Source organism: Candidatus Neomarinimicrobiota bacterium (assembly GCA_022560655.1).
Classification (GTDB): Bacteria; Fidelibacterota; Marinisomatia; order SCGC-AAA003-L08; family TS1B11; genus JADFSS01.
Genome location: JADFSS010000060.1, coordinates 1 through 13724 on the forward strand (window position 1 = coordinate 1; position 13724 = coordinate 13724).

Here is a 13724-nt window from a genome sequence, read left to right on the forward strand (position 1 = left end):
CACCAACGAGCCCTTGGGGGCGGGGACGGTCGAGGTGAGTTATGGGACCAGCCGCGACGCGGCCGGCGGCGAAGTGCTCAAGATTCCGCCGATCGCACCCGACGGCAAGCCTCATACCTGGTCCCTCGACTACGATCCCGAGGGCCGCATGTACGCCCTGGAAGATGAGGTAGACCGCGTCAGGCAAGAGGAGGCGCAGAATAGGGCGGCCAGGGCAGATCAGGCCGACCCCGCCGTGTCCATCGGCCTGCAAGGCGACGCGATTCAGCCGCTGACCATTCGGGTCAACCAGGGAGAGTGCCTGCGCATCTCGCTGAGAAACGGGATCGAAGACGAGCCAGCTAGCCTTCATATCCACGAGTCGGCTATGTATGTCAAAAGCACGGGCGCGGCGGCCATTGCAACCCTCCTCATCAGCCCAAAAACCCTGTTCACCGCCAGCTTCCAACTCTCCTTCGCTGCCGTAGCAGGCATCCTGCATGTTTCCTTGCGTTTGCGGGGCTGGATCAGGGCCACGCCCAGGGGCGCGTGGCTCTACCAGTGGCGCGCTGCACGTTACGCCCTGGACCTGCTGCTCATAAGCCTGGGGGCTCAGGTGGGTACCCTGCCGGTGACGCTGTCCATTTTTCACGCCTTTTCGGCCTACGCGTTACTGGCCAATCTCCTGGCCGTTCCGCTGGCGGGTTTTGCCGTGGTCGGGGGCGCGGTGTCCTTCATCGCTGCAGCCGTCTGGCCCGCCCTGGGCGACATATTTGCCCAGGCGCTCTGGCTGGACCTGACCGTCCTCATGCTGGCCGTTGAGCAATTGTCGCGCTTGCCGCATCCCCAGGTGCTGGTGGGCCAGCCCGGTGTGGCGGCAACCCTAATTCTGCTGGCAGCTGCCGCCGGCTTGCCCTACCTGTTCAAGCCGGGACGCCCCCGCTGGCGCTTGCGGTTGGCGGCGCTGGTGTTGCTCATTCCCGGGGTCCTGGTCTGGCGCAGCGCCTTCTCGCCACGGGAGTTGCGGGTGACCTTTCTGGACGTGGGGCAGGGTGACGCCATCCATCTGGCCCTGCCGGACGGGAGCCATGTGCTGCTGGACGCGGGGATCTGGACGCCGCGTTTTGATGCCGGAGAGCGGGTGGTGTGGCCCTATCTGCGCGGGCAGGGCATTGGGCGGCTGGCTGTAGCGGCCATCAGTCATCCGCAAGCGGACCATCTGGGCGGGCTGCCCTACCTGCTTCGGCAGCTGCCCATTGGCGAGTTGTGGGACAGCGCCCATCAAGTGAGCAATACGCTCTATAATCGGACGCGGCACCTGGCCGATTCACTGGGCGTGCCTATCCGGCGCCTGCAGGCCGGGGATTTCCTGTCGCTGGGGGCCGTGGAGATCCTGGTCCTTTCACCCGATAGCGCCGCCGCCACAGCGGCCAATGTGAACAACGCGTCACTGGTGCTGCTGCTGCATTACGGCCAGTCGTCCCTGCTGCTCATGGGCGATGCGGAGCGCTCAGTGGAGCGCCGCCTGCTGGCCTACGGAGAACTCTTGCAGGCCGACTGGTTGAAGGTGGGGCACCACGGCTCGGCTACCAGCAGCACGGCAGCGTTTCTGCAGGCCGTGGGAGCCCGTGGGGCCGTAATCTCCGTAGGTGCGCGCAATGTCTATCGTCACCCGTCGCCCGAGGTGGTGGAGCGGCTGCGCGCAACGATGGCGGTGGTGCACCGCACGGACCTGGACGGTGCGCTGGTACTGCGCTCGGATGGGTACGACTGGACAACAGTCAAGTGGCGCTAGGCCCGGGGGACAGTTAAGCCTCGACCTGCGGCTGCGAGCCCGGTAACTTTCCCGCACGGCCCCCATGGACGACGCCCACCATTCCCCGCTGCCGGCGGTAAGGAGCACCTGAGTGTCAGTACCCGCCACCAAGGCGGACCGTATTCAGCTCCTCTCCCCGTGGCTATACCACTGGTGGATTCATGACGACCGGCTGAACAATTTCCGCAGCGAGTCCTACGCCGTGCTGACGCCCGCGGGGAAAGTGCTCATCGATCCCCTGCCGCTGGCCGCAGAGGCCCTGGCCGGGCTGGGTCAGGTGGCCGCCATTTGCCTCACCCAGCGCAACCACCAGCGCTCGGCCTGGGCCTACCGCCGGAAGCTCCGGGTGCCCGTCTACGCGCCCCGGGGTGACTATGCCTTGGATGAGACCCCCGACCAGGAGTTTGTCGAGGATGGCGACCTGCCCGACAGGCTCGCGGCCATCGCCGTCCGGGGACTGCCCAACGGGCTCGCCCTGGTGGTTGAGTCCGACCAGGGCACAGGCGCCATATTTTGCGGTGACCTCATCACCCGCGACGAGGACGGCCCCTACCGCTTTCCGGTACAGCCCGGATTCTTCGACCCTGCCGAAGCCCTCCAGGGCCTGAAACGCCTGACGGAGTTGCCCGCCGACAGCCTCTGTCCGGCCCACGGTGCGCCAGCCGTCACCGGCTGCCGGGACATTCTTCAGGGCGTGGTGGAGCGGGAGCAAGCGGCGACCGACCCCTAAGGTGGGCAAAAGGTAATCGAGAACGATCCACGAAAGATAGAATACTCTGAGCATAAAGCGGTCAACAAATCGCAGTAGATTGAATAGTATGTCGAAGTAAATTCTTAGCAGCTGTACTTGATGTATCAAGAGTTAATTGGAGGGTCTTAGATGTGAATAGGGTCAGAGAACCTCAAATTGCCTTACCATATGTAACGGAGGGTGTACGGAAACCCACCGAAATAGAGATACGAGCCGATTCTCAAATCATTGTTGGAGATGCCTTAAAAGTGCTTGGAAGCATTGAGTCAGGTACATTCAGGTGTTCCGTTACAAGCCCACCATACTGGGGTCTTAGGGACTATGAAATACAAGGTCAGATCGGTGCGGAAGATGAGTTGGAGACATATATTAATAATCTCAGAGAGATATTCATGGAAGTCAGGCGAGTTCTAACTCCAGACGGCACCCTTTGGTTGAACTTGGGCGACTCTTATACAAGTGGCAATAGAACATGGAGAGCTGCTGATAGAAAAAATCCCGCTAGAGGCATGAGTTATCGCCCTCCGACACCACAAGGACTTAAACCAAAGGACCTAGTAGGAGTACCCTGGAGAGTAGCATTCGCTCTTCAGGTCGATGGTTGGTTTCTAAGATCAGACATCATTTGGCATAAGCCGAACACACAGCCAGAATCGGTCAAGGATCGGCCAACGAGGGCACATGAGTATATATTCTTATTCTCAAAGTCAGACAAATATTATTATAACCATGATAAGATAAGAGAGCCCTCAAATTCTCACGGCAAATTCCGGAATAAGCGCACGGTATGGACTGTTAACACAGAACCTTTTCCTGGCGCTCACTTTGCCACCTTTCCCCCAAAACTAATTGAGCCATGTATTCTAGCTGGTTCAGAAACAGGGGACATGGTTCTTGACCCATTCTTCGGTTCAGGGACTGTTGGGGAAGTATGTCTCAGGACAGGGCGCAAATTTGTTGGCATTGAGATAAAAGAAGAATACGCCCAACTTGCACGGGAAAGATTAGGCTGGGAGAGATTTTGAATGGCCCCCCCTAAAACCGATAATTTTCTAATCATAGAACCAAGTATGCAGGTTTCTTTTTATTATAAGCTACGTACAATAAAGGAGCTATATCTCCAAGATGCACTAAAAGCGACTCTTAAGGATATTGATTTGAGAAGGTTGGATCAAGAATTGAATGATTATGTTGATTCAAAATATCTGCGTAGAGTCGCCTCCTTCGGGATTAGAGGAGAGGTTTTGTTTCCCGTGCCATATGTGATTGAACTAAATCCATTTCTACTAGGATACTATCGTTTATTGTATGGGTTATCTCAAAAAGAATTCTATAGTCGTGGTCCATTTGGTAGGTTTAAAAGACTTGAGGAGTCCGGTGAGATTTCGTCAAAAAGAATAGATGACTTACCTCTGCTATGCAAGAGTCTTGTTGAGACAGCGATATTACTCGTCAAGAATATTGATGATTGGTCTCTCTCCGATATTCACGAAATGCAACTACTTACCGTTGGCCCACAGTTACGCGGGGGCGAAAATGTTCGGAAGGGGCAGGAAGCCACAAAGGAAGTGTTTTCTTTTATTAGGGATATTGTGAAACTTTATATACGGCATGCGAAGGATAGGACTATCCTGATTGAAAATGATTCAGGGAGGAAAGTGCTGATTGAATTTTCAAGTGATCCCGATATCAGCATCATAGAGACTCTTAAATCTCGGAACGAACCGCTGGTATCCATTGAGATTAAGGGCGGCACAGATTCTTCCAATATTTATAACCGATTAGGAGAAGCAGAGAAAAGCCACCTGAAAGCCTCAAAATTTAGATTTTCTGAATTTTGGACCCTCCTGCGAGTTGATATCGACGAAAGGAGGGCCAGAGAAGCGTCTCCCACGACACACCATTTCTTCAACATTGACCTGCTTTTATCTGCGGAAACAGCAGAAAACATAAAGTTTAGAGAAATACTCGGGTCAAAGCTTGGGATTAGAACTTGACGGTGATAGCATATTCCAGTCACCGAGTATTTTGCACTTGTTTCTCATCGCCAAATTGATATGGGACGATCCCATCTGACCGCCGGCTTTGACGAGGCAGGGCGCGGTCCGCTGGCCGGGCCGGTGGTGGCCGGGGCGGTGATCCTCGATCCTGACCGCCCCATCGAGGGGCTGGCCGACTCGAAACGGCTCTCGGCCAAACGCCGGGAAGCGCTGTACGGCCTCATCATCGACCGGGCCCTGGCCGTGGGTATCGGCGAGGCCCAGCGCGAGGAGATCGACCGCCTGAACATCCTGCGCGCCACGACGGCGGCCATGCAGCGGGCCCTGAACCAGCTGCCCCGGCGGCCCGACCGCCTGCTCATCGATGGCCAGCACATTCATCTCAAGCATCCCTCGCAGACCAACATCATTGACGGCGATGAGACCGAGCCGGCCATCAGCGCCGCCTCCATCATCGCCAAGGTGCACCGCGACCGCCTCATGGTGGAATACCACAAGGTCTTCCCCCAATACGGCTTCGAGCGCCACAAAGGCTACGGCACCCAAGCCCACCTGGAGGCGCTGGCCGCCCACGGCGCCTGCCCCATCCATCGGCAGAGCTTTCGTCCGGTGGCCGCCCACCTGCCCAGCTGGGGCAGCCTGAAGGGCGGGGCCGAATTGGGACGCCTGGGGGAACAGCTGGCCGCCGTGCACCTCATCGAGACGGGCTACGCCATTGAGGCCCTGAACTACCGGGTACCCCAGACCGGCGAGCTGGATATCGTCGCCAGCCGGGGAGCCGTGACGGTAATCTGCGAGGTGAAAAGTGGTGTGCCCGGCGAATGGGGCGCGCCTGAGGAGCGGGTGGGCGTCCGCAAGCGGGACCGCATCATGGCCGCCGCCCAGCACTACTGCGTCGAAAAAGAGATCGACACCGAGGTGCGCTTCGATGTAATATCCGTGAGGTTTACCAAGGCCGGACCCCAGGTAGAACATCGACCTGCAAGCATCCATGCAGACTAATCGCCACACCGCTCTCGCCCTGTTCCTGCTGCTCTGCGCTGCCGTTGGCTGGGGAGGCCGGCCGCCTGACGCGGTGGGACGACGGGGGATGGTGGTTTCCAGTAATCTCATGGCCTCCCGCATCGGACTCTCCATTCTCAGGCGGGGCGGCAACGCCATCGACGCCGCGGTAGCCACGGGCTTTGCCCTGGCGGTGGTCGATCCCCGTGCGGGCAACATCGGCGGCGGGGGCTTCATGGTCATCCGCTTTGGCGATGGCAGCACCACCAGCATCGACTTTCGGGAAAAAGCACCGGCAAGCGCTACGCGGGACCTCTACCTGGATGAAAACGGTGAGGTCATCCCGGAGCTGAGCGCCACCGGCATTCTGGCCAGTGGCGTACCCGGGTCGGTGCGCGGCTTGGGACTGGCTCTGGAACAATACGGCACCCTGCCGTGGCAGACGGTGGTGTCCCCTGCCGTGGAGTTGGCTGAGAACGGCTTTGCCGTCAGTTACCAGCTCCACGAAGATCTGCGGCGCATGCAGGATCGCCTGGCCCAATTCGAGGGCACCGCCCGCATCTTTTATCCCCAGGGCCGGCCGCTCCGGCTCAACGCCCTGTTCCGCCAGCCCGATCTGGCCGCCACTCTGCGCCGCATTGCCGCCCAGGGGCCGGACGAATTCTACACCGGTCTCACCGCCCGCCTCATCGCCAGCCATATGCGCGTACGCGGCGGGCTGATCACCATGCAGGACCTGCGCGACTATCGCGCCGTGGAGCGCCCGCCGGTGGAGTTCAGCTACCGCGATACACGTATCATTTCCATGGGACCCCCCTCCTCAGGAGGGATCGTCCTGGCGCAAATTCTAAACCAGCTGGAGCATACCGATCTTGCGCAGCTTGAATTCCACTCCGCCCAGCACATTCACCTCATGGTGGAGGCCGAGCGACGGGCCTTTGCCGACCGTGCCTATCACCTGGGGGACCCCGATTTTGTGCCGGTCCCGGTGGCGGAACTCACCTCCAAGGAGTATGCGGCCCGGCGCTGGCAGGATGTGTCGCCGGCCTGGGCCTCGGTGAGCAAACAGGTGTCTTACGGCAACGTGATGACTTTCTCGGAGACCCACCAGACCACCCATTACAGCGTTGTGGACCGCTGGGGCAATGCGGTGGCCGTTACCACCACCATCAACGCCCTGTACGGCTCGGGCGAGCTGGTCAAGGGGGCTGGATTTCTGCTCAATGACGAAATGGACGATTTTTCGGCCAAGCCGGACCACCCCAACATGTTCGGCCTCCTTGGCGGCCACGCCAATGCCATCGAACCGGGCAAGAGAATGCTCAGCTCCATGACACCCACCATTGTGGCCCGCCACGATTCCCTGCTCATGGTGGTGGGTTCGCCAGGGGGCAGCAGAATCATCACGACAGTAGCGCAAGTCATATCCAACGTAGTTGATTTCGGGCTGGGGCTTAAAGAAGCGGTTGAAGCGCCCCGCTTCCATCACCAGTGGCTTCCTGACGTGGTGCTATCGGAGCCCAGAGGCATCAGCCGGGAAACGCGGCAACGTCTGGCGCGCATGGGACACACCGTGCGCTATGGGGATGACATGATGGGGGCCGCGCACTGCATCTACGTAGACCCGCGTACCGGATGGTATTTCGGCGCGGTGGACTCTCGCCGAGCTGCGGGCGCGGCGGGGTATTGAGCCACCCATTGAGAGTCACACGATGAGCAGGTCGAACCAAAAGACACCCGCCGGGCGAAAGGGCTCCGTGAGCACGAAGCAGGCACCCTCCCGCTTTGCCCGGGAAGCGCGCTCGCTGGGTATCATCATCGCCATTGCTCTGGCACTGCGGGCCACGGCGGTGGAAGCCTACATCGTGCCCACCGGCAGCATGGAGCGGACCATTCTGGTGGGGGACTTCCTCATCGGCAACAAGTTTATCTACGGCATGCGGACACCCGACCGCCTCGGAATACCGTACACGTCCCTGGGGTTCGACATACCTTGGAAGCGCCTGCCCGCTTTTCGCCAGCCACACATAGGCGATGTGGTCATATTCAAATACCCCCATAATCCCCTGGACAAGTACGTCAAACGGCTGATAGCCGGGCCTGGTCAAACCCTGGAGATCCGTAACCGCCAGATACTGGTAGATGGTGTGCCCTATATTCATCCAAAACACCTGCAGTTTCTGGATCGCGACATCCAGTCCCAAGATTGGGTGGACCCCAATATCTTTCCCCGGGGCAACGGCAATAAGGACAACTACGGCCAGATCCGGGTGCCACAGAGGGGGGACTCTCTCTCGGCCGACGAGGACCGGGTCACACTCTGGTATGTGGCCAGCATGGACGGCCATAGGCTCCACCTGGAATCAAACACCATACATATCGACGGCCAGCCCATCAGCACATACCGGGTGGAACAGGACTACTATTTCATGATGGGTGACAATCGGGACCAGAGTTACGATTCCCGTTTTTGGGGCTTTGTCCCCCACAAGAACATTTTGGGCGAGGCGTTGTTTATCTATTTCTCCCTGGATCTCAAGCGTTTTCCCTTTGTCACTCTGAGCCGGTTGAAGCGCATCGGCACGGTCATTCATTAGTGCTGACGGATGAGCGCAGCAGTAACAGGTTTTATGAGGTGGTAGCAGCGGTACCCGATGGATAAGGATCTACAGGCTCAGCAGGAGGTCCGCGACGTGTGTCGCCGCGCGGTTGAGGCGCAGCACCAGTTCGCCGGCGCCTCGCAGGAGGAGGTGGACCAGGTTTGCGCCGCCATGGCGAAGGCCGGCTTTCGGGCCGCTCACCGACTGGCGGAGCTGGCGGTCAGCGATACCGGCATGGGCAAGGCGGCTGATAAAGTGATCAAGGATGAATTCAGCACGCGGGACTTGTGGGAGTCCATCCGCCACATGGCCACGGTGGGGGAGATCAGCCGCGATCGCCGCCATAAGGTTACCGTGCTCGCCGAACCCATGGGGGTCGTGGCCGGCATTATTCCCACCACCAACCCTACCTCCACGGTCATGTACAAGGCCCTGATCGCTGTCAAGAGCCGCAACGCGCTGGTGGCCAGCCCGCATCCCAATGCCGGCCAGTGCACGCTGGAGGCTGTTAACGTTCTCGCCCAGGCGGCTGTCAGTGCGGGCGCGCCGGAAGGACTGGTGGCCAGCCTCACGATGCCCAGCAAGGAGTCGGCCCAGGCCCTCATGCGCCATCCCGGGGTGAGCATCATTTTGTCAACGGGCGGCAAAGCCATTGTCCGCCAGGCGCACAGCTCGGGCAAGCCGGCCTATGGGGTGGGACCGGGCAATGTCCCGGCATTCATTGAACGCTCGGCGGATGTGCGCAAAGCGGTTCGGGATATCGTCCTGGGTAAGGCGTTCGATCACGGACTTATCTGTTCAGCGGAGAATGCCATGATCGTGGAGCGCACCATCGAGCGCCGGGTGTTGGATGCCCTCAAGGATGAGTCGGTGAGCTGGGTTGCGGGCCGCGAGCTGGAGTTGTTGCAGAGCTTCATGGTGCGTACCGACGGCAGCCTCAATACGGCCGTGGTCGGCCAGCCGGCCCACCGCATCGCCGAGATGGCCGGCTTCCAGGTGCCGGAAGACACTGCCGTCCTGCTGGTGAAACAGTCGGGGGTGGGGCACGAGCACCCCCTGAGCCGGGAGAAGTTATCCCCGGTGCTGGCCTACTATACCGTGGCCAGTGCCGAAGCCGGTATTGCCCTCGCTGCTGAGATCGTCGACTACGGCGGCGTCGGTCATACGGCGGTCATCCATAGCACCAACGAGGAACTGGTCAGCCGGTTCGCCCAGCGGGTGCGGACCTTCCGTATCCTGGTGAACACCCCCTCGCCGCACGGTTCGGTAGGCTACAGCACGGGGTTGGCCCCGGCCATGACCTTGGGCTCGGGCACCTGGGGCGGCGCCATTACCGGCGACAATATCACGCCGCTGCACCTGCTCAATCGCAAACGGGTTGCCTGGGAAACCGAATCGGTAGGGCCAACTGGCGTGAAGGGTACCGGAGCCAGTCGCCGCGGCAGCTATTCCCGTTACGACAATGAGCCGCTTCCAGCGATCGGTAGGGTGGCCGATGAGGAGCATGTTGACTCAGGCCAAGGGTTGGATTTACAGGAAATTGACCGCATCGCCGAGTCCTTCAGCAAGGGTCTTGAGCGGCAGGAGGCCCGCTGACAGGCTCGCCTCAGACCCGGTGTCGGTATTTTGAATGCAGCGTTTTGCCACCCTTTTTCTGTCGCCAGGCTGATTTATTGGTTGCTATTGCGTGCATTCGGCAAAAAATTCCAGCCCAGCGGTAATGACTCTACGGAACGCGTAAAAGGATTCGCAACATGAATGGGGATGTGCCCGGCGGCCAGGACAATGCCGTACATTTTCAGGAGCGAGTGACCGCCCTGGCGGCACAGGTTGACGAGGGCTACGGCCAGGCGTTGCTGGAACAGCTGATGAAGCGTCTGGACCTGACGGCGCGGGAGTTTGAGGCGGAAATCGCCAACCTGGTGGAACGGCTGCGTCACAATGCAGCCACCCGTGAGGAACTCCTGGACCGGGTTAGGCAGCAGCATGCGGACCAACTTGACGCTGGCGAGGCGGGGCTGGCGGGCCATGAAGACGATGTGCCCGAATGGGAACGTCGGTTGGCCGAGTTGGAGGGGTCGGCCGAATGAGTAAATCTTCTTAAACGGAGTCGGGATGCAAAGAATTATCAACACGCTGGTGCTCGTCCTGTTGGCCTTTGCGCTCTTTTACGGCATCATTGTGGATCACAACCGTGTCCAGTCGATGCAGGCCCTGGAGGCCAGCGATGTGGAGCTCCAGGGGCACAAGCGCGTCATTGATGAAGCGTACCGCCGTCTTGATCTGAAATTCGAGGGGCGGGGGAAACACATCCGTAAGATGCAAGCCGACCTGCTGAATCTGAATACTCGGCTGCGGGTTGTCACCGACAGCCTCGGCAACATGATTGAAGAGACGAACTTCATCCTCAGGCAGGTGGAGGAACGGCTGCAGGACGACATCCGCAGTGTCAGCGGCGATCTGCGTACCCTCTCTGACGACGTGACGACCTACAAGCGGCGCACCAACCGCACCATTCTTGATATGCGCGAGGTTCTCGACCGGCTTGAGGACGACCTGAAGGCCCTCGATAACCAGGTAAATCCCAAGGAAGGGGAACAAGAGGCTGACTAGCCGCTAGTTAATGCCACCGCGTGGGGTATCTCGATTGATTCCTCGGGAGCAGCTGCCCACCTGCCCCCAGCGCTTGCTCCTGGCTCAATGGAGCACCGCGGCCCTGCTCCTGGCCCTGCTCGGCTGTGCCGGCGGCCCCGCCAGCACGGAAGCCCCCCAACCGCCTGCCTACCGGGAATATTCGGCGCAGCTGCAAGCCCTGTCCGCCGCCACCTCCGCCGCAGTAGCAGCCTCGCAGCACCACCTGGAGCTGAATGTCCGCCGCTCCTCCCGCGCCCGGCTGGTCACCTTCCAGCGGCCGCTCCCCCTGCGGCAGCTCAAGGCTCTGGCCCACAAACGCCGGCCCGGCGGCCTGCGGGGCAAGACCCTCTCCGCCAACCTGCAGGTGCAGCTTAGCCTCTCACCGGCCCGCGGCAGCCCCGACGGCTACCGCCTCACCATCAGGCCCGTATTCATGGTCTATACGAGCGCTTGGCGCGATCAGCGCCAGTGGATCGAGTGGCTTTCCAACGGGGCTTTGGAGCAGGAACTGTTCGCCCTGGTCGAGTCCCAGCTGGAGGACGGCGGGTAAAAGGTGGGCCCACACCCCGGTTGATCAATCAGCCGGGGTGTGGGATGGCAGAGGCGGGGTTGTTATGCGGATGCTAGGCGAGCCCGGCGGCCCCGACTGCTGAACTTGGTACCGCAAAGCAGGCCGGGGCCGGGTAGGCTAGTCGAACGTGATATGGTCGCGGACAAAGGCCTCAGGGGCCAGCTCGCCCGCCATCAACCGGAGCAATGATTCGCGGTCGAAGGCCAGCTGCACCACCTGCAGCGGCTCCTCCACGGGGCGCAGCTCCACAAAAAATAGTTCCACTTCAGGCGAAATGGTCTCTTCCAGTGCGGCGATCTCATCCACGGCCTGCCACACGGCCTCGTCAAAGCTCTCCCCACCCCACTGGGAGGCGTGCCGGAAAGTGGTGTGCTCCAGTGCCGGCGTGACTCTGTCGCCACTGAGGAGCAGGCTGCTTCCCAGAGCCAGGGCCAAGGCCAACGAGAGGGCGGCGAGGTTAAGTAGTTTCATGTCTTTGGGTCCTTATGCTTGAATGGTTGGTTCGTTACGTCGTATCATCCGATAATTTGATATTTAGACGTAGCCACCATGGAAAAGGTTGCCAGCGGGTCGTGGCGCGGTTGAGTATGGGGCGGAGCAACAGCCCATCCGTCGAACGATCCCCGGCGCTAGCATATTGTGCTTGACTTTTGGAGAATTAATGGCTAGATGTATATTGTTGTCTTGACACATACCTTGCGTTAACAAGGGAGGGAACGATGAAAACGCACCACCTTTTGGCATTTGGGCTGGCCTTTTGCTTGGCAAGCAGTGCGGTTAATGGACAGTGGGCAACGAACGGCAGCGATATTTATAATACGAATAGCGGCGAGGTGGGCATTGGGACGACGACCCCCGTGGCCAGGCTAGAAATTACAGGAGTTACAGGGAAAGATGGCCTGCGCATCGGCACCAGTAATGTCTTTGAATTAAGGTTTATCGGCGGCGGCGGCGCAAACATTTATGCTGAAGCATCCGAATTCTATCTTCTTGCTGGTAGCGGCAAAAAGCTGCATTTGGGGAGTAACGGAACCAATAGCGAGGTTGTTTTAAGCAGCGGCAACCTGGGCATCGGCACGTCCAGCCCCGCGAGTGCGCTCCACATCGATTTTACAAATAATTGGGACGGCATTCGGATGAAGGGATACAACACCTGGGACATGGCCATTCATACGTCCGGTGACTTCTATATCGGCGATGTGAACATGGGAAAGTCCGTTTTCTGGATAGAGAAAGGGCAGGAATTCAACAATCGGCTCTACATCAAGAGCAACGGTAATATTGGCATCGGAACCTCAGATCCGCAGGAATTACTCGACGTCAATGGGACCATCAAGACGAAAGTTATCCAAATCACCGGCGGCGCCGATCTGGCCGAACCGTTTCGTGTTGCCGGCTCGGATGCCATCGCACCGGGCACCGTCGTGTCCATTGATCCCAACCATCCCGGCCAGCTGCGGGTAGCCTCCCGCGCCTACGACCGCACCGTGGCGGGCATCATCAGCGGCGCGGGAGGCGTCAACCCCGGCATCCTGATGGCGCAAGCTGACTCAGAGGCCGACGGGGACTATCCGGTGGCCCTCACCGGGCGCCTCTACGCCTGGGCCGATGCATCCACCGGCCCCATCACCCCCGGCGACCTCCTTACCACCTCCGACACTCCCGGCCACGTCATGAAGGTCACCGACCATGACCGGGCGCAGGGCGCCATCATCGGCAAGGCTATGAGCTCCCTGGATGAAGGCCGTGATCTCGTGCTGGTGCTGGTGGCGTTGCAATAGGGAATCGGGCCAGGTCTGCCAGATCCAATGGAAAGGAGAAAGCCATGAAACATGCTGCTTCTTATTTACTCCCGGTGATCTTGTTCACGGCAATGATAGCCTGCAGCAACACAAATGACCCGGTAATCGACGAGGACTTGCTGGACATGCTTTGGAGGGTAGATACTCTTCAAACACCTGAAGAAGAGATTGTACCCGGCCCGGACACACTGATGACGCTTAGATTTCATAAATCTATGAGGATAGACGCGGTTACGCCCTGCAATGATTATACGGGGACATATGAGATTAACCAGCTCGGATCTCTGGGCATAGACTGGCACACTTGGACGGAAAAAGCATGCTCGGCAGGCCCGGCTCTAAGGCGGGGAGTCCTAGAGGGCCGTTTTATCCAGGCCCTTAATAATGCGTCTGTTTATGACGTGAATGAAGGCACGCTGACTCTTTACAATACAGATCATCGTTATGTTGTCAAGCTCAAGCATGAATAGTCCCCAAAACATCAGTGAGCGGAATAACTCGGACTTCTGAGGTACCCTAGATGAAGACTTCCCATCTTTACGGATTGGCTGTTTCTGGCAGCTTCGCTA

General features: G+C 59.3%; 14 protein-coding genes. 13 read left to right on the plus strand and 1 reads right to left on the minus strand.

Features of this window, described 5'->3' with window-relative positions:
* From IH971_08825 to IH971_08875, 11 genes are all read left to right on the plus strand, one after another.
* Positions 1 to 1774, plus strand: a 1774-nt coding sequence (locus IH971_08825; GenBank protein ID MCH7497941.1) for a DNA internalization-related competence protein ComEC/Rec2, incomplete at its 5' end; no start/stop codon positions are given.
* A 112-nt stretch (positions 1775 to 1886) separates the two neighbouring features.
* Complete coding sequence (locus IH971_08830; protein MCH7497942.1) at positions 1887 to 2525, plus strand: MBL fold metallo-hydrolase; 639 nt, start codon at positions 1887 to 1889, stop codon at positions 2523 to 2525.
* A gap of 221 nt (positions 2526 to 2746) precedes the next feature.
* Complete coding sequence (locus IH971_08835; GenBank protein MCH7497943.1) at positions 2747 to 3571, plus strand: site-specific DNA-methyltransferase; 825 nt, start codon at positions 2747 to 2749, stop codon at positions 3569 to 3571.
* Positions 3572 to 4543, plus strand: coding sequence for an XcyI family restriction endonuclease (locus IH971_08840; GenBank protein MCH7497944.1), 972 nt, complete (start codon positions 3572 to 3574; stop codon positions 4541 to 4543).
* A 60-nt stretch (positions 4544 to 4603) separates the two neighbouring features.
* Positions 4604 to 5548 (plus strand): ribonuclease HII, encoded by a 945-nt coding sequence (locus tag IH971_08845; GenBank protein ID MCH7497945.1) that lies wholly within the window; start codon positions 4604 to 4606, stop codon positions 5546 to 5548.
* The gene (ggt, locus tag IH971_08850) at positions 5538 to 7238 is read left to right on the plus strand and encodes a gamma-glutamyltransferase (GenBank protein MCH7497946.1); all 1701 of its coding nucleotides are present in this window, start codon (positions 5538 to 5540) and stop codon (positions 7236 to 7238) included. The genes IH971_08845 and ggt overlap by 11 nt, the downstream gene beginning before the upstream one ends.
* A 67-nt stretch (positions 7239 to 7305) precedes the next feature.
* Positions 7306 to 8145, plus strand: a complete 840-nt coding sequence (gene lepB / locus IH971_08855; GenBank protein ID MCH7497947.1) for a signal peptidase I — start codon at positions 7306 to 7308, stop codon at positions 8143 to 8145.
* Positions 8146 to 8202: 57 nt separating this feature from the next.
* Positions 8203 to 9744: an aldehyde dehydrogenase family protein gene (locus IH971_08860; GenBank protein ID MCH7497948.1), complete on the plus strand. Its 1542-nt coding sequence runs from the start codon at positions 8203 to 8205 to the stop codon at positions 9742 to 9744.
* Positions 9745 to 9902: 158 nt separating this feature from the next.
* Positions 9903 to 10238 (plus strand): hypothetical protein, encoded by a 336-nt coding sequence (locus tag IH971_08865; protein MCH7497949.1) that lies wholly within the window; start codon positions 9903 to 9905, stop codon positions 10236 to 10238.
* 25 nt (positions 10239 to 10263) lie between these two features.
* Entirely contained in the window at positions 10264 to 10761 is a 498-nt protein-coding gene (locus IH971_08870) for a hypothetical protein (protein ID MCH7497950.1), read from the plus strand.
* Between the two features lie 10 nt (positions 10762 to 10771).
* Positions 10772 to 11332 (plus strand): hypothetical protein, encoded by a 561-nt coding sequence (locus IH971_08875; protein MCH7497951.1) that lies wholly within the window; start codon positions 10772 to 10774, stop codon positions 11330 to 11332.
* A gap of 138 nt (positions 11333 to 11470) precedes the next feature.
* Here the strand turns inward: IH971_08875 and IH971_08880 are convergent, their stop codons facing one another.
* Positions 11471 to 11824: a hypothetical protein gene (locus IH971_08880; protein MCH7497952.1), complete on the minus strand. Its 354-nt coding sequence runs from the start codon at positions 11822 to 11824 to the stop codon at positions 11471 to 11473.
* A 248-nt stretch (positions 11825 to 12072) separates the two neighbouring features.
* On the opposite strand from IH971_08880, the gene IH971_08885 reads away from it, so the two are divergent.
* The gene (locus tag IH971_08885; protein MCH7497953.1) at positions 12073 to 13134 is read left to right on the plus strand and encodes a hypothetical protein; all 1062 of its coding nucleotides are present in this window, start codon (positions 12073 to 12075) and stop codon (positions 13132 to 13134) included.
* 44 nt (positions 13135 to 13178) lie between these two features.
* The gene (locus IH971_08890) at positions 13179 to 13625 is read left to right on the plus strand and encodes an META domain-containing protein (GenBank protein MCH7497954.1); all 447 of its coding nucleotides are present in this window, start codon (positions 13179 to 13181) and stop codon (positions 13623 to 13625) included.
* Positions 13626 to 13724 lie beyond the last annotated feature (99 nt).